The organism is Paraburkholderia sp. BCC1876 (genome assembly GCF_902833695.1).
In the GTDB taxonomy this organism is placed as follows: domain Bacteria; phylum Pseudomonadota; class Gammaproteobacteria; order Burkholderiales; family Burkholderiaceae; genus Paraburkholderia.
Genome location: NZ_CADFGI010000002.1, coordinates 999,647 through 1,018,786 on the forward strand (window position 1 = coordinate 999,647; position 19,140 = coordinate 1,018,786).

The 19,140-nt window shown below is 61.1% G+C and carries 18 protein-coding genes; 5 read left to right on the forward strand and 13 right to left on the reverse strand.

Annotated features, from left to right (window positions below; all coding sequences use genetic code 11):
• Nucleotides 1-10 precede the first annotated feature (10 nt).
• From HWY05_RS10885 to HWY05_RS10920, 8 genes are all read right to left on the reverse strand, one after another.
• Complete coding sequence (locus HWY05_RS10885; protein WP_176058315.1) at nt 11-967, reverse strand: D-aminoacyl-tRNA deacylase; 957 nt, start codon at nt 965-967, stop codon at nt 11-13.
• A gap of 55 nt (nt 968-1,022) precedes the next feature.
• A complete protein-coding gene (locus HWY05_RS10890; protein ID WP_035549802.1) occupies nt 1,023-1,619 on the reverse strand; it encodes a LysE family translocator in 597 nt (198 codons plus the stop codon).
• Nucleotides 1,616-2,491: a formyl transferase gene (locus HWY05_RS10895; RefSeq protein ID WP_244146574.1), complete on the reverse strand. Its 876-nt coding sequence runs from the start codon at nt 2,489-2,491 to the stop codon at nt 1,616-1,618. The genes HWY05_RS10890 and HWY05_RS10895 overlap by 4 nt, the downstream gene beginning before the upstream one ends.
• The gene (locus HWY05_RS10900) at nt 2,488-5,058 is read right to left on the reverse strand and encodes a lyase family protein (protein WP_176058316.1); all 2,571 of its coding nucleotides are present in this window, start codon (nt 5,056-5,058) and stop codon (nt 2,488-2,490) included. Before HWY05_RS10900 ends, HWY05_RS10895 begins: the two co-directional genes overlap by 4 nt.
• 3 nt (nt 5,059-5,061) lie before the next feature.
• On the reverse strand, nt 5,062-6,066 hold the full coding sequence (locus HWY05_RS10905; protein WP_176058317.1) for a pyridoxal-phosphate dependent enzyme: 1,005 nt from the start codon (nt 6,064-6,066) through the stop codon (nt 5,062-5,064).
• Between the two features lie 8 nt (nt 6,067-6,074).
• Nucleotides 6,075-6,986 carry a GHMP kinase gene (locus tag HWY05_RS10910; RefSeq protein ID WP_244146575.1) on the reverse strand — a complete coding sequence of 304 codons (912 nt, stop codon included), beginning with the start codon at nt 6,984-6,986 and terminating at the stop codon, nt 6,075-6,077.
• A 398-nt stretch (nt 6,987-7,384) separates the two neighbouring features.
• On the reverse strand, nt 7,385-8,104 hold the full coding sequence (locus HWY05_RS10915; RefSeq protein ID WP_244146576.1) for an ABC transporter substrate-binding protein: 720 nt from the start codon (nt 8,102-8,104) through the stop codon (nt 7,385-7,387).
• A gap of 307 nt (nt 8,105-8,411) precedes the next feature.
• Nucleotides 8,412-8,846, reverse strand: coding sequence for a rhodanese-like domain-containing protein (locus tag HWY05_RS10920; RefSeq protein ID WP_176058320.1), 435 nt, complete (start codon nt 8,844-8,846; stop codon nt 8,412-8,414).
• A gap of 110 nt (nt 8,847-8,956) precedes the next feature.
• Between HWY05_RS10920 and ftrA the strand changes: the two genes are divergently transcribed.
• The gene (gene ftrA, locus HWY05_RS10925; RefSeq protein ID WP_176058321.1) at nt 8,957-9,985 is read left to right on the forward strand and encodes a transcriptional regulator FtrA; all 1,029 of its coding nucleotides are present in this window, start codon (nt 8,957-8,959) and stop codon (nt 9,983-9,985) included.
• Nucleotides 9,986-10,040: 55 nt separating this feature from the next.
• Here the strand turns inward: ftrA and HWY05_RS10930 are convergent, their stop codons facing one another.
• From HWY05_RS10930 to HWY05_RS10945, 4 genes are all read right to left on the reverse strand, one after another.
• Nucleotides 10,041-11,273 carry a beta-propeller fold lactonase family protein gene (locus HWY05_RS10930; RefSeq protein ID WP_176058322.1) on the reverse strand — a complete coding sequence of 411 codons (1,233 nt, stop codon included), beginning with the start codon at nt 11,271-11,273 and terminating at the stop codon, nt 10,041-10,043.
• Between the two features lie 453 nt (nt 11,274-11,726).
• Complete coding sequence (locus HWY05_RS10935) at nt 11,727-13,130, reverse strand: GGDEF domain-containing protein (protein ID WP_176058323.1); 1,404 nt, start codon at nt 13,128-13,130, stop codon at nt 11,727-11,729.
• Nucleotides 13,131-13,304: 174 nt separating this feature from the next.
• Nucleotides 13,305-13,760 (reverse strand): hypothetical protein, encoded by a 456-nt coding sequence (locus HWY05_RS10940; RefSeq protein WP_244146577.1) that lies wholly within the window; start codon nt 13,758-13,760, stop codon nt 13,305-13,307.
• A complete protein-coding gene (locus tag HWY05_RS10945) occupies nt 13,741-14,160 on the reverse strand; it encodes a helix-turn-helix domain-containing protein (protein ID WP_035549785.1) in 420 nt (139 codons plus the stop codon). The genes HWY05_RS10940 and HWY05_RS10945 overlap by 20 nt, the downstream gene beginning before the upstream one ends.
• Before the next feature lie 105 nt (nt 14,161-14,265).
• Here HWY05_RS10945 and HWY05_RS10950 point away from each other — a divergent pair, with 105 nt between their 5' ends.
• The 3 genes from HWY05_RS10950 (at nt 14,266) to HWY05_RS10960 (ending at nt 17,737) form a co-directional block, all read left to right on the forward strand.
• A complete protein-coding gene (locus HWY05_RS10950; RefSeq protein ID WP_176058324.1) occupies nt 14,266-15,150 on the forward strand; it encodes an SDR family oxidoreductase in 885 nt (294 codons plus the stop codon).
• Nucleotides 15,151-15,615: 465 nt separating this feature from the next.
• Entirely contained in the window at nt 15,616-16,635 is a 1,020-nt protein-coding gene (locus HWY05_RS10955; protein ID WP_176058325.1) for a glycosyl transferase family 1, read from the forward strand.
• A 28-nt stretch (nt 16,636-16,663) separates the two neighbouring features.
• A complete protein-coding gene (locus tag HWY05_RS10960) occupies nt 16,664-17,737 on the forward strand; it encodes a hypothetical protein (protein WP_176058326.1) in 1,074 nt (357 codons plus the stop codon).
• Between the two features lie 330 nt (nt 17,738-18,067).
• On the opposite strand, the gene HWY05_RS10965 is transcribed toward HWY05_RS10960, so the two are convergent.
• Nucleotides 18,068-18,352, reverse strand: a complete 285-nt coding sequence (locus HWY05_RS10965) for a hypothetical protein (RefSeq protein WP_176058327.1) — start codon at nt 18,350-18,352, stop codon at nt 18,068-18,070.
• A gap of 62 nt (nt 18,353-18,414) precedes the next feature.
• On the opposite strand from HWY05_RS10965, the gene HWY05_RS10970 reads away from it, so the two are divergent.
• The gene (locus tag HWY05_RS10970; protein WP_156126599.1) at nt 18,415-19,008 is read left to right on the forward strand and encodes a hypothetical protein; all 594 of its coding nucleotides are present in this window, start codon (nt 18,415-18,417) and stop codon (nt 19,006-19,008) included.
• Nucleotides 19,009-19,140: the final 132 nt, after the last annotated feature.

Consider the following 19,140-nt stretch of genomic DNA (forward strand, 5'->3'; position numbering starts at 1 on the left):
CCATCACGCATCACGATTCGACGCGGGCGTCGCGAATCAGACCGGCTATGTCGTCCGATCGCAGTTTGCGGTGCGAGAACGCCGGCACGCCAAGCTCGCTGGCAAGCAATTGCACCTGATGTTTGTAGCTGCTTTTCAGATTGTCGTGGAACGCAATCGCGTCCACGCCGCCTTTGATCGAGCGGGCGCAGGCCAGCAGATCGGGCAGCCGCGCCGACGATTCATAACGATGCGCAACCAGCCAGTGATTCGGCAGCAGATGCGAAAACGCGAGCCCTTGCGATTCGCCGTAGTCGCGCAGCAGTTGCGTGAAGCCCGCTTCGAAATGCGTGCCGCCGATCCCGAGTAGCGAAATCGCCGGTTTCCGCGGTGACTCGAACGCCGTGAGCAGCGCCCGCGCGAGCACCTCGGCGGCGGCCGGATACGACCACGCGCGCGGCGTGCTGCCGATCTCCAGATCGATCACCGAGGGCTTCACGAGGTTGACCAGCTTGCCCGACGCGGCGCCGTACAGTGGCCCGGACCAGTGCGTCGCCTCCATCCACGTCGAGAATTGCCCGAGGCCGGCCTTTTGCCGCTGCGCTTCCACCGCGAGGAACAGCGCGCGCGTCACGGTGGGATCGACGGGGCTGAAGGTGCCGGTTTCGATGTCGCCCGTGGTTTGCACGGTGAAGATTGGATCGGGCGCGTTCTTGCCTTCGTGCCAGTTGACGATGATGACCGCGTCGGCGGTGCCGAACCCGTCGTTGAGGATCGGCGCGTAGCGGGGATAGTCGTGGCTCAGCACGTCGTCGAGTTGCAGCAGATCGCAGCGCACGCTGCCCAGTTGCGCACGCAACACGGGGTGGCCGTCCACGCTGCCGTCGGTCGGCGTGAAAGCGCCCGAGGCCAGCAGTCGCGCGAGCACATGCGACGAAACAGGATCTTTTGCCGGGTCGATGCAAAAAGCTAGCACGATGTGGTTCATGGCCGTCCTTGATAGAAATGCGCGCAAGCCGTGACGTCGCGGCGAATTAGCCAACTCAAAACAGCACGAAAAAGACCGACGACGCGGTCATCAACCCCATGGTCCGGTAAAACGCCCTGCCGCGCATGACCCCGCGCATCACGAGTCCGAACAGCGCCCAGATCGAGTTGCACGGAAAGAAGATCGCGCCGAGCGTGAGCGACAGCAGAATCGCGTCGACATGCACGTTGCCGGTCAGGGGGAGAAACGTGGAACAGGCCGTTGCCGCGAGCAGCCAGATCTTCGGATTCAACACCTGCAGCAAGGCCGCCTGAACGAAAGTGATCGGCCGTTCGGTCGATTTCTTCTGCGCGCTCGACGAATGCGACGTGAACAGCAGATACGACAGATACAGAATGTACGCGGAACCCACCACTTTCAGTGCGAGATGCAGTTGCGGATAGCGAGCCAGCACGCCGCCGAGACCCAGCGCCACCACCATGAACAGCACGAACACGCCGAGCGAAATGCCGACCAGCGAAGGCAGCGTGCGCCGGAAACCGAACTGGGCGCAATTGGTGGTCATCATCAGATTGTTCGGCCCCGGCGAAATGGTCAGCGGGATCGAAAACAGCGCGACCTGCGAAAGCTGGGCAATCAGGGCGCTGTTCATCGAGCCTGATTCCCTTTCCGGCGCACGGCCGACACCGCGTGCAGGTGGCGCAACAGCGCGAAGCGGTGCGCGATTTCGAGCAGCGGGCCGCGATCGCGCATCCGGTAAGTCGCGCCCGCGTCGGGTTGCGGTTCGCTGTCCCAGCGCGTGACATCCGGGTCCATCTTGAGGCGGGCGACCAGGTTGTCCACGGCCCGTTTTTCGGCGCGCGAATAGAGCGTTTCCGAATTGTCGCCTTGCTGGAATTGCACCGTGTGGTGCGAGACGATCTCGCCGGTATCGAGACCGGACGCCACGCGGTGCAGCGTTGTGCTCAGCTTGTCGAAATCGCCGTGATGCAGCGCGAAGAAGAAGCAGTGATTGCCCTTGTAGTGAGGCAGATGACCGCCGTGCAGATTGAGAATCCGGTCCGGCGGAATCTGCGCGAGCACGGCCTCGCCGATCTTCTTGGTGCCCATCACGATATACGCGTCGGCGCCCTCTTCCTGCAAGGTTTCGACGACGCAGGAATCGTTGATCCACGGCGTTTCGATCAGCCGAACGCGGGCGTCGCGGCGCAGCGCGTCCCAGGTGAGCGGCGCTTCGCCTTGCGTGAAATAGCGCTGACGGTACGCGTCGTAGCCGAACAGGCTGCGCCGCCATTGGTGATAACGCGTCCAGCCATACGCGCGGTATTGGCGGTTACGCCACAAACGCGACACCTGAGCGTGGCCGGGTTCGACGATGAGGCGCACCTTGCCGAAGGTCTTCAGGATTTCGCCCGCCAGATACAGATGATGCGGCCCGTCCGAGCACAGCACGGTGATGGCCGGCATCGACGGGCTGGATGGGGTGGACGGGGGCGATTGGGGCGATGGGGTCAAGCTGTTCACAGGGTTCTCCTGAAGCGGCGATCGAGTTCGCGCGCGAGCGCGTCGGCACGCGCGTCGCGCGCCAGATGATGTCGGCGGGCGTCGCGGAGTTGCGCGTCGAGGGCTTTCCATGCCGCGCGCGTGTTATCCGCCGATGGGCCGCCGCCGCCGCTGAGCCGCTCGAATACGTGGCCGGTGGTCAGTTCGTCGTTGATGCTGGCGAGCAAAGCTCGCGCGCTTGCGTCGGCGGATGTGGGCGCTGTGGTCATGGCGGCCGGCGCGAGTGCGCGGCCCACCCGCGAGTGGGCATCGCGGAACGACGCCTCGTGCTGCTGCACCAGCCGTTCCGCCGCGAGCGTCGCGCAACCGTTACCCGCTTCAAGCGCGCGACGTGCGGCGTCGGCATTGAAACGCGCGCCGTCGATCGCATAGGTCAGCACGGTCAGCATATCCACGATCTGCACGGTCGATTCGACCAGCGTTTCGATAGCCGTGCGGCTCGCCTGATAGGAGTTGCCGGTCGGCAGATGCGACAGCGACGATACGGCCATCGTCAAGCGGGCGGCGTTGCGTTCGTGGCCCAGACGCAGCCATTCGAGCAGGTACGGGTTGCGCTTTTGCGGCATGTTGGACGAGCCGCCATACATCGCGTCCGGCAATGCGACGAGCGCCAGCTCGCGCATGGTCCACAGTTGCAGGTCGCTGGCGATCCGGTTCAGGTTGCCGCTCAGTTCGGTCAGCAGATACACGCCGCGCTGCGCATGATTCTTGTCGCTGATCGCCCGCAACGAATTCGACGGGCCGCTCGCGAAGCCGAGCAAGGCCGCGGTGCTGTGGGTGTCGGTGGCGAACGTCGTCCCCGCGCCCGCGCAGGCGCCGAGCGGCGACACGCTCAGGCTGTCATGCAAAGCCGATAACGCACCCAGCGTATCCAGCAGGATCTGGCATTGCGCGACCAGATAGTGACCGGCGGAACCCGGCATAGCCGTTTGATACTGGCTGTAGATCGGCAACAGTATGTCCGCGGTTTCGTTGGCACGGCGCGCCAGCACGGCGGCCAGATCGACGGTGCGTGAACTCACCCGCGACAGCGCCTCGCGCAAGGTCAGCGACAGATGCGTGCTGTTGATGTCGTTGCGCGAGCGAGCCGCCTGGATCATGCCGCCCGTTTCGCGTCCGCACCGGTCGATCACGTAGTTTTCGTAATCGAAGTAATCGCCGCGGCCTGAGTTGTGATTACGTAGCAGACCCGGATCGGCTTCCAGCGCGAGGACGGCCTGTTTCAACGCCTCGAACTGGGGAGCGCTGAGCATGCGTTGCTGACGCAGCATCGTCAGGTGCGCTTTTTCAATCACGAGCAGCGTGTCGGTCAGTGCGCCGAAGCTCGGCCCGTTTTTGCGGTAGACGATCTCGTGAATCGTCTGCGCGTCGGGCGGCGGTTCGCGCCGGTCGTCATAGAGCACAGCAGAACGCATACGCAGCGACAGGCTTTGCCGCAGCGCCGACATCGCGCTACGGCCAACCGAAATCACATAACCCGCGCGGTCGGAAAAGTCGAACTTGCCCGCGTTGACGCCTTCGCTGCGGAACATGCCGGCGTCGGCGTAATCGCTCGGAAAGTCGATGCCGACATAGCGACGCCCTACCTCCGGCACCACGAACGCAACGGCGCTGTAGAGCGCGGGCGTCGGCACCACGAACTGGCTCCGGCCGGCCAGATAGCTGCGTATATACAGCTCCGCCATCGACCAGCCGAACGAGCGTTCCATCAGCGTCGGAATCATGCCGCCGGCGAGCCGCGCGTTGATTTCGATGATCGATACCGCGCCGTCGTGTACCTTCACCTCGGTATGCGCGGGGCCGAAGCTGTAGCCGACCGCGTCGAGCGCGCGCCGCACCGTATCGACGATCCGCGAGCGAATCGCGGTGTCGAGGTCGGCCGGAAACACGTGGGCCAGTTCGAGGAAGTGCGGCGGCTTGGTGACGAACTTGCGTGTGACGCCGAGAACCTGATGGCCGTCGGCGTCGCTGAACGATTCGACCGAAAACTCCGTGCCCGGAATGAAGCGCTGGCAGATCATGTCGTCGTCGAATTGATCCGGAAAGTCCTGCGCGCTTTCAACCAGCCGAACGCCGATGCTGCCCGTGCCTTGCCTCGGCTTGACGATCACCGGAAAGCTCAGGCGCGCCACGGCGTCGGCGGAGCGGATCGTGGTGGTGTGCGGATACGCGACGCCGCTGTCGCGCAGCACGTCCTGCAAGCGCAGCTTGTCGCGGCATAGCGCAATGGCCGCGGCGGAGTTGGTCGGCAAACCGAGTTCGTCGGACAGCCGCGCGGCGATGTCGATGAACGCATCGCTCGTCGACACGACATAGCGGATCGCGTCGATCTGCGCACACGCCTCGCGAAGCGCGTCGACTGAACGCGTATCGCAACGCACGACATTCACCCCGGCCGGCAACTGGTCCAGAAAGGCATAGCGCGCCGGGTCGCTAATGAAGAAAACCACGCTGTCATACAGACACGACACCTCCAGCAAACGATGCCCAAAGCCCGTGGTGTTCGATTCGACGTAAATGATCGCCATGGCTTAACGGTATTGTTGAATATCGGCGCGTTGCCAGTTCATCCATGCCCAGTCGGCGCCAGGCGCGTACGCGGTCGGCTGCGCGATCTGTTGCGGTGCGAGCGTGTCGTAGGTGGCGTTGGCGGGGTCGGCGGCGTAGGTCGTGTCGACGTAGCGCGAACCGTCGTCCGGACTCAGGAACACCACGGGCGTCGCTGCATAGCGCTCGCGGACGAAGCGCGCCACCGCGAAAGCCGCGCCGGTGGTCGGTCCGCGAAAATGTCCAGTGGACGAATACAGCTTGCGCGTGAAATGCTCGGCGAAGTCCGAGCCGACCCAATGCACGTCGTCGAAAAGGGTTTGCCTGAGGTTCTTCGGCATCACCGTGTTGCCGAGGCCGCGCAGTTTGCGCGGTCCGTCCGGCTGGCCGAACAGAATGCTGTTGAACGTATCGACGCCCACTAGCGTGCAGTCCGCGCCGGCCGCGCGCAATGCACTGGCGATCCCGCAGCTCGAACCGCCCGAGCCGACCGGCGCGACCAGCACCAGCCGCCGGCCCACGGCGGCGAGCAGCTCGCGGCCTAGCTCGCCATACGCGTTCGCGTTGTCCTCGTTGTCGTATTGGCGGCACCAGAACGAGCCGGGTTCGTCGTCGAGAATTTCATGCAGACGGTCCAGGCGCGCTTTCTGATAACCCTGACTGCCCTTTTTATCCGTGATGATTTCGACCTGGCCGCCCAGCATTTCCAACTGGCGCTGGTAGGACGGCTCGATAGCCGGATCGCCGATCGCGACGAAACGATGCTTCAGGCGGTTGCAGACGATCGCCATGCCGAGCGCGAAATTACCACTCGACGTTTCCACGACCGTGCCGCCCGGTTTCAGATCGCCGCGCGCGATTGCCTTCTGGATGATGAAGTTCGCGGGCACGATTTTCATCGCCTTGAACGACACCATGTGCAGCGCATCGTCAATCGGAAACAGCGTGGCGTCCCGCATCGCGTCCAGCGAGGATTCATATCTGAGCATCTGGATTCCTATACCGTCGTGTATTGACTCGATTCAATCTGTAGCGTGCGCAGCGACGCCTGAACGTGCGCCGTTTTGGCGTGACGCTCGGGGTCCTCGGTGTCGTAAAGCAGGCCGATGCAGGTGCCGGAATGGGTCGCCACGAGGCCGAGCGCGTCGGTCCCGGCACGCAGTTCGCGCATCAGGTCGATGTGCGGATGCGGATTGAACGCTTGCGACAGATCGCAACTGCGCGTCGCGATGGCGCCGATGGTGCGCAGGTCGGACGCGCGGATCGCCTCTTTCATGCCGGCCAGCATGTCCCGGTATTCGTGGCGCACCGCGCTGGGCATCTCGTGTTTGCGGCGGTTGAATTCGACGGTGTCGCATTCGCCGCCGCGATCGGCGGACACGATTGCGAGGCCCGGCGTGGCGCCGAGCTGTTCGTCGAGTTTGACTTCGCGGTGATAGAACGACACGACGCCGTCGTACATCACGCCGTCGGTCGGTTCGATGAAGCGCAGCACCGATTCGATCGTTTCCGGCGCGGGCGTCTGGCCGTAATGGCCGGCTGCCGCGCGAATCGCCGCGACCATGTCGGCAGAGGAACTCGCCAGCCCTTTGCCGACCGGGAACGTCGATCTGAAATTCAGCAGGCCGCCGGGCGGCAGGTCCGCGAGGCGCAAATAGTCTTCGACGGCGCGACACGCCTTGGTCTTGCGGCTGACGTCGGCGCCCACCCGGTCGGTGCGCGCGGCGCTGAATTCGATCACGCTCTTCAGGTTGATCGGCAGCGTGACGAGAATATGCCGGTTGTCCGGCAATACGCCTTGCATCAATTCGCCGAACGTTCCATGGCACTGACCCGTCGATGCCCGCGGTGCGGAATCGTGACGCTGAAGCACCTCGTCCAGCTCATCGTGCTCGAATAGAACAACCATATATCTCCTCGTAAAAGACGCGACGATTTGATAAAGCCGAGCCCGGAGCATAGCGACGGTTGGCCGGTCAGTTCTTAGGGGAAATTGCGCAGTGCTATCTGAAAATTGCTGTCTGGCGGCGAGTGGGCTTCGCCTTTGCTTGATCGGCCGTTGAGGCGATGGGAATCGATGCGCGGGACATGAGTTGCTGCGCGATCAAGGCAATAAGCGCAGTGGATTACGCGGTGTATGAACGACGCCTGATTGCCGCGTTCTGCGACGCGCGTCGTGTTTATGAGTCTTGAATCGTTATGAAGATTGAATCATAAACGCGGAAACGTTTGCGTGAGAAGTCGGCGCGTAAAACTTCATGCGCCGATTTGTGTTTCGTACCGGCGAGGACCCGACGACAGCGCTTGCTAGTCGCCCTCACCCGCGACGGCCGCGCCGTCGATATGGTGCCGCGCCAACGACGCCTTCACGAAGCCCGACGCCTTCATCTCCTCGACGAAGCGCGCGAGATACGCGGCCGCGTCCTCGCCTCTCGCCTTAGGTACACCCATCGCCTGACGGATCACCATGAAGCGCTGATCGAGTATGCGTAATCCACCTGTGTGGGCAGCGTCTTTCTGAAGTTGTTGTTTGACGCCCGCGGCCACGTCCAGATGCTGATCCAGGAAACCCTGCACCACTGCCGGCGACGTCGGAATGCGCACCAGCGTGGCGTGCTGAAGTTCGCGCGTCAGGAACAGGTCGTAGGCGCTGCCCTTGCCGACCGCGACCGTCACGCCCGGTTGATCGACCTGCGCGTTGCTGCTGATCGGCGATGCGTCGCGCACCAGATAGAAGCCCTCAATCAGCACGTACGGCTTCGTGAACGCGATCTCTTCGCCCCGTTTCGGATCGACGGCGAAGAAGCCGATGTCGGCTTTGCCCTGATTGACGTTGTCGACCGATAGACCCGCCGATTTGACCGGCACCAGTTGCAGCGGCACGCCGAGGCGTTTGGCGAATTCGGCGGCAAGATCGACGGATACGCCAACCGGTTGACCGGTGGCCGGATCGAGACTGGCCAGCACCGGATTGCCGAGATTGATTGACGCGCGGAGCGTGCCGTGCGGCGCGAATACGGAGGTCATGGCGGGCCCTGGTCGGTTGAGGGGGTTTGTCGGAGCCGTCGGTTGCGAGGCGCTTGCGTTTTGCGTTTGTGCGAATGCGGATGGGGCTGCGGACAGGAGCGCGATAGGCAAGAGCACGCTCGTTGCCAGTAAGACAGCAGCGGCCCGCGTTTTGATTTTGAACGCGGCGCGGTGGGATTTCATTATTGAAAGCTTGTTCATCTTCGGCTGCCTTGGGTTAGCGAACCAGAGCGACATTATGCGGGTGGTCGCTGGAATACTTCACCCCGGGCGGCGCAACGCGGCGGCGTGTGTCGCTTTTCCTGGGTCAGGGAACGGCGACGGCCTCGCTCACAGCCAGGCTGCAGCCCTCGTCGAGCCATCCCGTGATCCCACCAATCATGACCTTCACCGGCCGGCCCAATTGCGCAAGCCGTATCGCGCCGCGTGTCGCCCCGTTGCAATGCGGACCCGCACAGTACGTGACGAAGAGCGTATCGGACGGATAGTTCACCAGCTTCGACTCGACTATTTTGCCGTGCGGCAGATTGAGCGCGCCCGGCACATGGCCCTTCGCGAACAGCGCCGGACCGCGCACATCGAGCAGGACGAAACCGGGCGCGCCGCTGGCGAGCGCGCCGGCGATATCGGAGCAATCGGTTTCGAATTGCAAAGTCGCGCGGAAGTGCGCAAGCGCGACCGCGCTGTCGGCGGCGGGAACGGCGGTGACGGCATTGGTAGTCGACATGTTTGAATCCTGCATGAGTGGTCCGGTGAACATGGGCCTGGAAAAGTGATCCAGGAGCCTCATTCTGGCGTCGAGTCGCGAACCGGATAAGTGGCGTAATCGTCAATCTCCGGTAACATCGCGCCATGGACAAGCATCTCGTCGTCGCGCTGGTTTACGACCGGCTCTGTACTTTCGAATTCGGCTGCGTGACCGAACTGTTCGCGCTCGAACGTCCGGAGCTGGGCGTCGACTGGTATCGGTTCGCGGTTTGCGCGGGCGAGCCCGGCCCGCTCCGCGCCGCAGGCGGCATCACGGTCGCCGCACCCTACACGCTCAAGCTGCTCGATCGCGCGGATACGATCGTGGTGCCCGGCTGGCGCGATGCGGACGAATTGCCGCCCGACGCGCTGCTAAAGAAGATCCGCGCCGCCTACCAGCGGGGCGCGCGTCTTTGCTCGATCTGCTCCGGCGTGTTCGTGCTGGCAGCGGCCGGCGTGCTCGACGGCAAGACCGTGACGACCCACTGGCGATACGCGACGAAACTGCAACAGCGCTACCCGCTAGTGCGCGTGCAGTCCGACGCGCTGTATGTCGACGAAGGACAGATCATCACGTCGGCGGGATCGGCAGCGGGGCTGGACATGCTGCTCCATCTGGTGCGACGCGATTACGGTGGCGCGGTGGCGAATCGGGTCGCCCAGCGGCTCGTGGTGGCGCCCCATCGGGAGGGTGGTCAGGCGCAGTTTGTGCCGCGTCCCATGCCGCGGGACGAAAGCGGACGTCTGGCGAAGTTGATGGACTGGGTGCGCCAGCATCCTGCCTTGCCGCACACGCTGCGCTCGCTCGCAGAACGGGCTGCGATGAGCCCGCGCACGTTGCAACGGCAATTTCATGACGCCACCGGCATGGCACCTTACGAATGGCTTGTGCGTGAACGCGTGGCGGTGGCCCGTGAGATGCTCGAAGCGCAAACGCCATTGCCGATTGGCCGCATCGCCGAGCTGGCGGGGTTCGGCTCGGAGGAGTCGTTGCGCAGGCACTTCCGACGTATCGCGCTCACGAGTCCGGCCGCATACCGGGAGAAGTTCGGCCATGGCGCGAGGGCTCAGAAATTCGATTCCGGAATCGAGCGGCGGTCGCGCGGAACGCGGGGTCATACTCAGCCTGGCTGATCACGATGCGATGCGTGACAAGGGTGGGCTCGGTCATTGACTTCTGATTACGCTTCTACCGGCGAAATATCACAATGGACACGGGCGTCGGTCCCGCCTGCACGGCCGGGCCGCTCATGGTCGTGAGCGCGCCGTCAAGACCTATCGTGTACTGCACAACCGTGCCTTGGGGCGAGGTTGCCGTATAGGCGAAGCGACCTGAAGGATCAACCGCGAAGGTTGTTGGAGAGTCTTCGGTAGAGATGGTCGTGGGACTTATGGCCGTGAGCGCACCGTCAACACCTATCGTGTACTGCGAAACTGTGTCGTCGGTGCCGTTTGCCACGTAGGCGAAGCGGCCAGACGGATCGATGGTAATGGATTGTGGACCGAGTCCCGCTGGCACGGTCGGGGCACTCATGGCCGTGAGCGCGCCGTCAGCACCTATCGTGTACTGCGAAACCGAGTTGCTGTCCCTGTTTGGCACATAGGCGAAACGGCCTGAAGGATCGAGGGCGATGGATTCTGGAAGGCTTCCCGTAGGCACGCTTGGCGAACTCATGGCCGTGAGCACACCGTTCGTGCCAATCGTGAACTGCCAGACCGAGTTGTCCTGGCAGGGCACATAGGCGAAGCGACCCGTGCGATCGGTGATGATGAACTCCGAATAACGTCCCGTCGTCACAGTCGGCGAACTCACGGCCATCAGCGCGCCGTTAGTGCCTATCGCGTACTGATAAATCGTAGTTCCCTGTGCCACGTAGACGAAGCGACCTGAAGGTTCGACCGTGACGGACATTATGAAGCCGCCAATCGATGGGCTCGATACGCTCGTGGAACTCGCGGCGGTGAGCGCACCGTCAGCGCCAATCGTGTACTGCGAAACCGTGCCGTCGATTGAGTTTGTCACATAGGCGAAGCGAGCCGAAGGATCGATGGCGATGGAATCTGGTTCCTCTCCCGTCCGCACAGACGGGACAGCCATGGGGGTGAGCGCCCCGTTAGCGCCTATGGCGTACTGCGAAACCGAGTTGCCGAGTATGTTCACTACATAAGCGAATTCCGGGCCGATTACGCAGTTGATTCCCACGCTGGCGACATTGGCCGTCACGCCCGACCCGGAGCCGTTCGACAACGTGCAGGTTTGTCCTGCGGGCTGAGCGCCGATGGTGACGGCGTAAGCGCCATTGAGCGGCACCGGGGTAGCGAAGGTGAACCCGCCATTCGCACTCACAGTAAGCGGATCACCGGCATTGTCATTCAGCGTGAGCGTGGTGCCGGTGGCCAGCCCCGATACGGTGCCGCCCACGGTGAAAGTCGGGGGCCCCGCTGGCGGCTGCGGCGGATTTGCTGGCGCCGACGATCCGCCGCAGCCCGCTAGCGCGAGCGCGGTGCACAGCGAAACACCAGCCAAACGCCGGAACAGGTCTGGCACACCCCTTTCTTGACCCCGTGACATAAATGCGCTCCCGACGTTTATGTAGGTTTGGCTGAATTACCCACGATGATCATTGCCCATCTATTTTGAATTGTTTAAGGGGAGTTATCACGCGATGATTGGCGAAATTCGGCTAATCACTGCCTCCTGCAGTAAGCATATATCACCCCAACTCCGCAAGGTAGCGATCGGCAGCCGCCGCCCTCAGCTGACGTTCAGTTTTCCTCGAGGCGGACGCTCACGAACCGAACATGGGCCACCTACCGGCACCTCCACCGAGTTAGCCCAGTCGCACCCGGTGCACCTATCGCACCGCCGCCTCGCTTAAACCCCGATCACCCCAACGGTTGCACGTTGTTTGCCGTGACGACGCTTCGCCAGTTTCGCCTCATACATCATCGCGTCGGCCCGTGAGACCAGTTGCTCGAACGATTCGTCCCCGGTCGGATCGCGGCTCGCTTCACCGGCGCTATAGCTGATCGGATAAAACCTGCCGCCGTTTCGATTCATGGCCGCAGCGCTCTCATCCATCCGCGCCATGGCAATTTTGGCCTTTGCGCTACCGTCGTGTATCACCACGGCGAATTCATCGCCACCGATCCGCGCGACGATATCCGAGCCGCGAAAGGTGTTCCGAAGCAACGTTGCAACATCCACGAGAAATCGCGATCCTGCTTCGTGGCCAAAACTATCGTTGACCTGCTTCAAGCCGTCGAGGTCGAAGAACAGCACCGTCAGAGGGGACTCGTCCCGTCGCGCCTGCAGCACCGCCTGCTCGCCGAGCAGATTAAATCCGCGGCGATTCAATATTCCAGTCAGATCGTCGGTGAGCGACATGTCGCGCAGATCCCGTTCGAGCTCGTTGATCCGCCCGGCCATCAGAACGACCAGGCCGAACAACGCGACAGAGATAACGGACGCGCTCAGTGCCGCTGCGTACGACGCGGACAGCCAGCCCTGTCGGGTCGTATAAGCGCTGCCGCTCACCATCAGGAACGGCAAGAGCAGCGCGAATGGCAGAACGCTCCGTGCAATCCGGCTGCCGATGCCGATGCCCAGCAGAACGGAAAAATGGCCGCTCTCGGCCCGGCGGCCGATTTCCACGAACACCAGTAGCGCCATGCAAACGAGGGTATGGGGCGAGGTCCGCGTGTCGGACGATTCGCCAAACAGCCTGGCTGCCCCAAAGCAATATCCGGAGAGGACCACCAGCGTCAGAATTACCATCGCCAGCGTCAGCGCGTCGGCCATGTTTGAAAGTGGGCTTTTGCGCGAGCGGACAAACAGCAATGTCACGCCAAGCAGAAGAAAAAACACCGACGTCTGCAGGGCCATGCGTCCTGGCCTGCTCGATGTCGGATCGGCGGCCAGCAGGATATCGAAACCGCTCGCCGTTCCGGTCAAATGCTCAAGCAACACAGATCCGGCGATGAGCAGCAGCGCCCCGGCGAGAACGCGGCTTACCATCAGCTGACGGGCGGTTTGCCTGTTTCGGGACAATGCCAGACTGCCCGTTCCGAGCAGCAGGCACAACGCGGTGTTGACCTTCATCAGCGACCAGCCATGCGGAAGCAGCGTCGCTAGAGCAGGCATCAGCCAGGCGCACAGGACAATTCCCGCCGTGAGTGCGACGAGCGCGAGCGACACCATCTGCAGGGAGGCAAGCCGGGCGATGACCTTCAAGTCAGGCCGACTGGACAATAGTTTTAACGGATCGGCAATGGACATTGGAGCGACATCGTAATGCGTGACTTTCCTCTGGACGAGAGAGCGAAGTGTAGCGTTTCCGATGCCGGAGCTCGCCAGCATTTTCACGACGTTACAGTTTCCTCCTGGCTGAACGCCGGCTGAGACAGATCGATGGCACGCCTGCCTGAACCATTCGATGGAACGTCGTCAGAACTATCGTCGCGAGCCGGGTTGCGATCCCGCGTGCCAACGTCGCCGTACGTCACGTGTCGACCACGCGATGCAGGCAAGCAGCGCGACCTGAAGCGGCAGGCGAAGTGTCAGCGCCCAGTAGGGAATCGACGGGAATTGGCTCGCTTGCTGCCACATGTAGATGTTCGCGGGCGTCACCGCGATGGTCAGCAGCATGAGCCCATACCCGGCTGCCTGCCGGGTGCGTGGTATCAGCACACCGATCGCGCCGAGCAATTCGAACACGCCGCTCACCAGAACCAGAAGCCTGGGTTCTGGCAGCCATGGCGGCACAATGCGCATCTCCAGACCGGTCGCGGCAAAATGCGCAATCCCCCCTATGAAGAACCATAAAAACACGAAACCCAAGCCCAGCTTTCGCCCGATACCGCTTGTCTGCTGTTCGATGGCGCGTCTCCTAGGCAGATTCTTTCTCACGATCAAAGTCGAGGCGAGCTGCGGTGACCGCGGCATGATTCCCGTCGGCCCACATAATCAAAACGTTCAACGCGTCGAACATCGAACGACCAAGTTCGGTCAGGCTGTATTCAACGCCGGGGGGCTTTGTCGGGAAGACCTTGCGATGCACATAACCATCGCGCTGTAGCTCATGCAGCGTCTGCGTGAGCATTCGCTGCGAAATGTCCGGCACCAACCGGCGCAGTTCGCCGAACCGATGCGGATGCTCGGCTAACGCCATCATCAACAATGAACTCCATCGCCCGCTAATGACGTCAATGACATCGCGCACCGGGCAATTCGTCAAAGGACCGTATTGGGCCCGGGCCGCCTCCAGCCTCGTTTTGAGGGCGCCTGGCGATGCGTTGGTGGTTCCCATCGGGTAACTATCTCCTGAAAAACTGCCTTCTTTACGAAAGCCTGCCAAAGCTCGATGATCTGCTCGCTCTCAAAACGAGAGTAACACTCAAAACGAGGCCAGGCCATGAGCGATACGATTTTCGTCACCGGTGCATCCGGTCAACTCGGTCAACTTGTTGTCAAGCATCTGCTTGCGCGCGGCGTGGCACACAGCCGCATCATCGCCGGCACCCGCAGCCCCGGGAAACTTGCCGGCTTCGCTGCGGCGGGCATCGAGGTTCGCAAGACGGACTTCGAAGATCCGACGAGCCTGACCGAGGCGTTCAAAGGCGCGGGAACGGTCCTTATCATTTCAACCGATGCGCTGGATGGCGCGGACACACGCCTGAAGCAGCATCGCAATGCGGTCATGGCAGCCGTCGCCGCGGGCGTCGAGCGTCTTGCCTATACATCGCAGCCCAATCCGGACAGTTCGTTGCTGACCTTCGCGCCGGATCATCTGGAAACCGAGCGGGCCATCAAGGCCACCGGTCTGCCGCACGTGATTTTCCGGAACGGCTGGTATCGGGAGAATCTGCTCAGGTCGCTCCCCAATGCGCTGAAGAGCGGGCAATGGCATTCGGCGGCTGAAGGCGGCAGAACGTCATACGCCGCAAGAGAGGAAATCGCTGAAGCGATTGCCGCAGCGCTGGTTACGTCAACTCCCGATAACCGGACCTACACGCTCACGGGCCCCGAGGCGCTGTCGAACGAAGAGATCGCCGAGCTTGCTCGCCAGGCGACAGGCAAGCCCCTTGCCGTCGTCCCTGTGACCGATCAGCAACTCGCCACGGGGTTGAAAGCGGCGGGTGTGCCTGACGTGTTTATTGCTGTCCTGGTGTCGATTGAAGCAGAGGTTCGGGCCGGCAATCTTTCTATCGTGACGGACCATCTTGAATCGCTTATCGGCCGTGCTCCGAAGCGGCTTGCCGATTATCTGGAAGAGGCTCAGTCCAGCTATGCGGGGTGATTGTCTTTGCTACGGGATCGGAAAAATATCGAGCGGATGACGCGGTTCGGCTTTCCTTGTCGAACACATAAGAGAATTTGCGAATCTCAGGCTCAAGCGATGTATTGGACACGCTCTCATAAGGCAACAACAGACAACGAGGCAGACTCCCCTCTCCATCAGAGGGCAGTCCAACATCACTGCTTTGAGACTTTCAAGAGCGCCCGATTTATTTCGGCAATTTACGGAATATTCTGTAACCTGATAATTTCGCAAGCAACCCGAATATTCGGTAATCGAATCCCTCCGCCAGCGAGCCGTTTTCCGTCCTGTTTCGCCGACTCAGCGCCTGGTCCGCTGCTATGATGGTTCAAGCTATTCAGCCCCTCAACCTGACCACGGTTTCCGCACCTCTTTCGCTTCTGCGTTGGGTCGTCCTCGGCCTATGCATGACTGTGTTAAGCGTCTCGCGGCTCGAACCGCCTGATGACTCGCATTAATGCGCTACTAGGGCATATCGTGACGGAAGTCTATTCGCATTCCTATCCCTCTTTAGAAAATGACCTCCCCGCTGTCAATCGTTCACATACTGAATCGACGCTCATTGTCGTCTTAGGCATGCACCGAGGCGGAACTAGCGCCATTACTCGGGCCATGGAGACAATAGGCGCGGATTTCGGCACCAACCTTGGGAATCCCGTCGCAGGAGAAAACGACAAGGGCTTTTTCGAAGATCTCGATATTCACCGCATCAACGCCGAACTGCTGCACGCTGCCGGCGCGAGTTGGGACTCATTGGCCCCCATCGATCTCGATCGGATCGCACCCGCAATGCTCGATGTCTTTCGCGAGCGCGCGACTTCGGTGCTGCGCGAGAAGTGTCGAACGGGAATCTTCGCGCTCAAGGACCCTCGCCTGTCGCGATTGCTGCCGTTCTGGATGCCGGTGTTCGAGCGCACCGGGATACGCATTGCCTACGTCATTGCAATCAGAAATCCGCTCAGCGTGGCCCGTTCGCTGAAACGTCGGGACCGCTTCAGCATTGAGAAATCGTGCCGCTTGTGGCTCGCTCACATGGTGCCCGCGATTCGCGCAACAGACGGGCAACGGCGGGTACTCGTCGACTACGATACGCTTATCGATGCGCCGATCGCGGAGCTCACGCGTGTCTCGACGTGCCTGGGACTTGCGTTGAACGCTCAGCGAGTCGCCGTCTACGCGCAAGAGTTCCTCGATAATCGCCTTCGGCATTGGCAATTTACCCCTGAGGAGTTCGACGCCGCGCACGCCGCGCCGCAACTGGCACAGCGCCTGTTCCAGGCACTGCGCGCCATGCTTTCACACAAGGAAGAAGAGTCCAGATCCGCGCTCGTCCTGGCGCTCAGAGACGCCGAGCATTACGCCTTGTCTCAACAGGAACCGACGCGAACGCCCGCGGCGGTTCAGTCGATCTCGAGAATGGTCTCGGCTGCGGTGCGAGCCCTGCGCGCGGTTCGCTTGTCCTAGCCGAAATTTGACGAGTCACGCATTCGCCATGCCCTCTTTAGCGCACGATTCTCGCGGCCCCATCAACGTCCGGAAAACGTTGTTTTCATTCGTTGTCGACCGGCACCCCAAGTTCGCCTCCATGGGGTATCAGTTGGCGCTGTCTCTGCGTCGGCATAGCTGCGACGACCCGGCCGATATTCACGTCCAGTTTACGGAGAGCGTGCCGGATGAAGCCAGGCGTATCTTCGAAGAGCTGGGCTGCACGACGCACGAGATCGAACCGTTCGGCGACGGTCGTTACTGCAATAAGCTGGCGCAGCTGGGCAATCTGAAAGACCTCGACTTTTCGATTGTTGTCCTGCTCGATACCGACATGATCGCTCTTGATGATCTACGCCCTCATCTCAGCAACGCGGAGCTGACGGCCAAGGTCGTCGACGGTCCGAACCCGCCGCTGTCCGTATTGCGACAGGTCGCCCGCCTTGCTGGACTGCGCGAGGAACCGCAGCTGATTGAAGTCGATGCTTCGAGCGGATTGGGGCTCGTGGCGAGTAGCGATGGAGGCAAGCGCGCCGCTCACGAGTCTTCGGACAAACAGGCTGGCCACGCGTCCAGGCCGGCGATGATTCATCTGTTGCGAAAGCCGCTAATAGCGCTGCGAGAACTGGTGGGGTCCACCAGGAAGCATGCCGAGCAGGATCTGACGTTCGTGGGGAATTGCAACGGTGGTATGTACGGCATCCCCAAACATCTGGTCGAGCAAGTGGACACGGCTTGGCGATATTGGGCGCTCTGGCTGTTGCAGAACATCGAACCGCTAAAAAGAGCCCGCAAGCAAACGCACGTCGACCAGGTGGCGATGTGGCTGGCCATTCACGTAGGGCAGATTCCGTTCCGACACGCACCTTCGAACGCCAACTACTACTTGCATTTTGCAGGACGGCACAGGTGGTTCGATGAACGCACCGGTATCGCGCTGCTTCACTACCATGACTCGGCGGTGGATACGACGACGGGACGCCTCAAGGCACCGCCGGGAGCATCCGCCATGGAGCAAGCCGCCATATCGGCAGCCAACGCTCAGATAGATCGGTCGGGACGGTCTGCTGCGTGGGTTTAAGCGACGTTCGAACGCCTCGTCATGCATGGAGCTGCCGAGTCCACGTCCGTTAAAACCATTCCGCACACACAGTCCAGGCACATAACCGGCGATCGGTTCTTGAGGTCCCCAATGCCTTTCGCCGTCCAGATCGAGCGACAACGTTCCGACCGACGCGCCATCCCGTTCAACGACGTACACTTCTGTCTGAGTCGCCTGCCACGCGGATGAATATGTCTGCCATCGATCATTCCTTTTGATCGCTACGTGAGAGCGAATGTTAGCAACGTGCCGTTGCGTTGACGCAGCCAATTTTCAGGCTGTCAGAGATCGCGGGTACGCGGTTGAAAGTCAAGCTTGTGGCAGAGCGCCGCGCAAGACAATCTTTCGTCTGTTCATGCGCATCCGTTCGTGTTGCATTTCATCGTGAGTTACCCGGGTTTCATTGTCGACGATTTGGCTGATCGCATCGACCGTCACTTGTTGACCGAATTCCACTTCATGCAAATAGCATCGAAGCCTTGACCTTGCAAGGCTGCGACTGACCTCCAGTCTTTCATGAAAAAAATCTTCTAAAGTTTTCCGCCATGCCGCCGACATTTCATTACGGGAAGAAGATGCACAGGCCAATAACATTACAAATAGCCTTCCATGAAAGACGAAAAACTGATTTGCTTCTACGTTTCCACGGGGACTTAATGAACAGGTTTGGAATGATTTGCCTTGGTGCAGCGCTGGTCGGCGCGCTAAGCGGTTGTGCGGGTACGAACTTTGTACGTCCGGATGATATGGCCTTGCAAAATGGCAAAACCACCATCGCTGAGGCACGGACAACCTACGGCAGCCCGTTTCGCGAGAGCAAGGTCACCAAGAACGATGAGGATATAACACTGTTGTCTTATGCGTATGCATCGACAGGCGGCACACCACTTGAAGCCGGCGTGATACCGGCTCGCTCTTTGGAACTGGCCTTCTGGAAGGACCGGCTGGTGTCTAACGTCTTTATCTCTTCGTTCAAGGACGATGCCAGTACCTTCGACGAATCGACGCGCAGTGCAATCGTCAAAGGCAAGACGACACGCGAAGAAGTTGTCAAGTTACTGGGCAGGCCTGCCGGCTATGCTATCTACCCGGTCACCAAGGAAAAGAATGAACAGGCATTGGTGTACTCATACCACACGACTAGCGGCTCAGCCTTTAATTTGAAGTTCTCGAAGCGGGATCTGACCGTAACAGTCGATCCGAATGGAATTGTCACTGATGTGAGTTATGTTTCTTCTGGTATGCAATAGCAGCGAAATTTGCCAGAACGGTAGCGACCATAGAAACCCGGCCTGAGTGCCGGGTTTGTCTTTTACGACATCGCAACACATCGTGGCGCTGTCACCCGATTACGGCAATGAGTCGGCGATCTTGCGCTGAGA

Coding starts and splice junctions, on each gene's coding strand:
- HWY05_RS10885 (WP_176058315.1), bottom strand. CDS start 967: ATGAACCACATCGTGCTAGCTTTTTGCATCGACCCGGCAAAAGATCCT.
- HWY05_RS10890 (WP_035549802.1), bottom strand. CDS start 1,619: ATGAACAGCGCCCTGATTGCCCAGCTTTCGCAGGTCGCGCTGTTTTCG.
- HWY05_RS10900 (WP_176058316.1), bottom strand. CDS start 5,058: ATGGCGATCATTTACGTCGAATCGAACACCACGGGCTTTGGGCATCGT.
- HWY05_RS10905 (WP_176058317.1), bottom strand. CDS start 6,066: ATGCTCAGATATGAATCCTCGCTGGACGCGATGCGGGACGCCACGCTG.
- HWY05_RS10910 (WP_244146575.1), bottom strand. CDS start 6,986: ATGGTTGTTCTATTCGAGCACGATGAGCTGGACGAGGTGCTTCAGCGT.
- HWY05_RS10915 (WP_244146576.1), bottom strand. CDS start 8,104: ATGACCTCCGTATTCGCGCCGCACGGCACGCTCCGCGCGTCAATCAAT.
- HWY05_RS10920 (WP_176058320.1), bottom strand. CDS start 8,846: ATGCAGGATTCAAACATGTCGACTACCAATGCCGTCACCGCCGTTCCC.
- ftrA (WP_176058321.1), top strand. CDS start 8,957: ATGGACAAGCATCTCGTCGTCGCGCTGGTTTACGACCGGCTCTGTACT.
- HWY05_RS10935 (WP_176058323.1), bottom strand. CDS start 13,130: ATGTCCATTGCCGATCCGTTAAAACTATTGTCCAGTCGGCCTGACTTG.
- HWY05_RS10945 (WP_035549785.1), bottom strand. CDS start 14,160: ATGGGAACCACCAACGCATCGCCAGGCGCCCTCAAAACGAGGCTGGAG.
- HWY05_RS10950 (WP_176058324.1), top strand. CDS start 14,266: ATGAGCGATACGATTTTCGTCACCGGTGCATCCGGTCAACTCGGTCAA.
- HWY05_RS10955 (WP_176058325.1), top strand. CDS start 15,616: ATGACTCGCATTAATGCGCTACTAGGGCATATCGTGACGGAAGTCTAT.
- HWY05_RS10960 (WP_176058326.1), top strand. CDS start 16,664: ATGCCCTCTTTAGCGCACGATTCTCGCGGCCCCATCAACGTCCGGAAA.
- HWY05_RS10965 (WP_176058327.1), bottom strand. CDS start 18,352: ATGTTATTGGCCTGTGCATCTTCTTCCCGTAATGAAATGTCGGCGGCA.
- HWY05_RS10970 (WP_156126599.1), top strand. CDS start 18,415: ATGAACAGGTTTGGAATGATTTGCCTTGGTGCAGCGCTGGTCGGCGCG.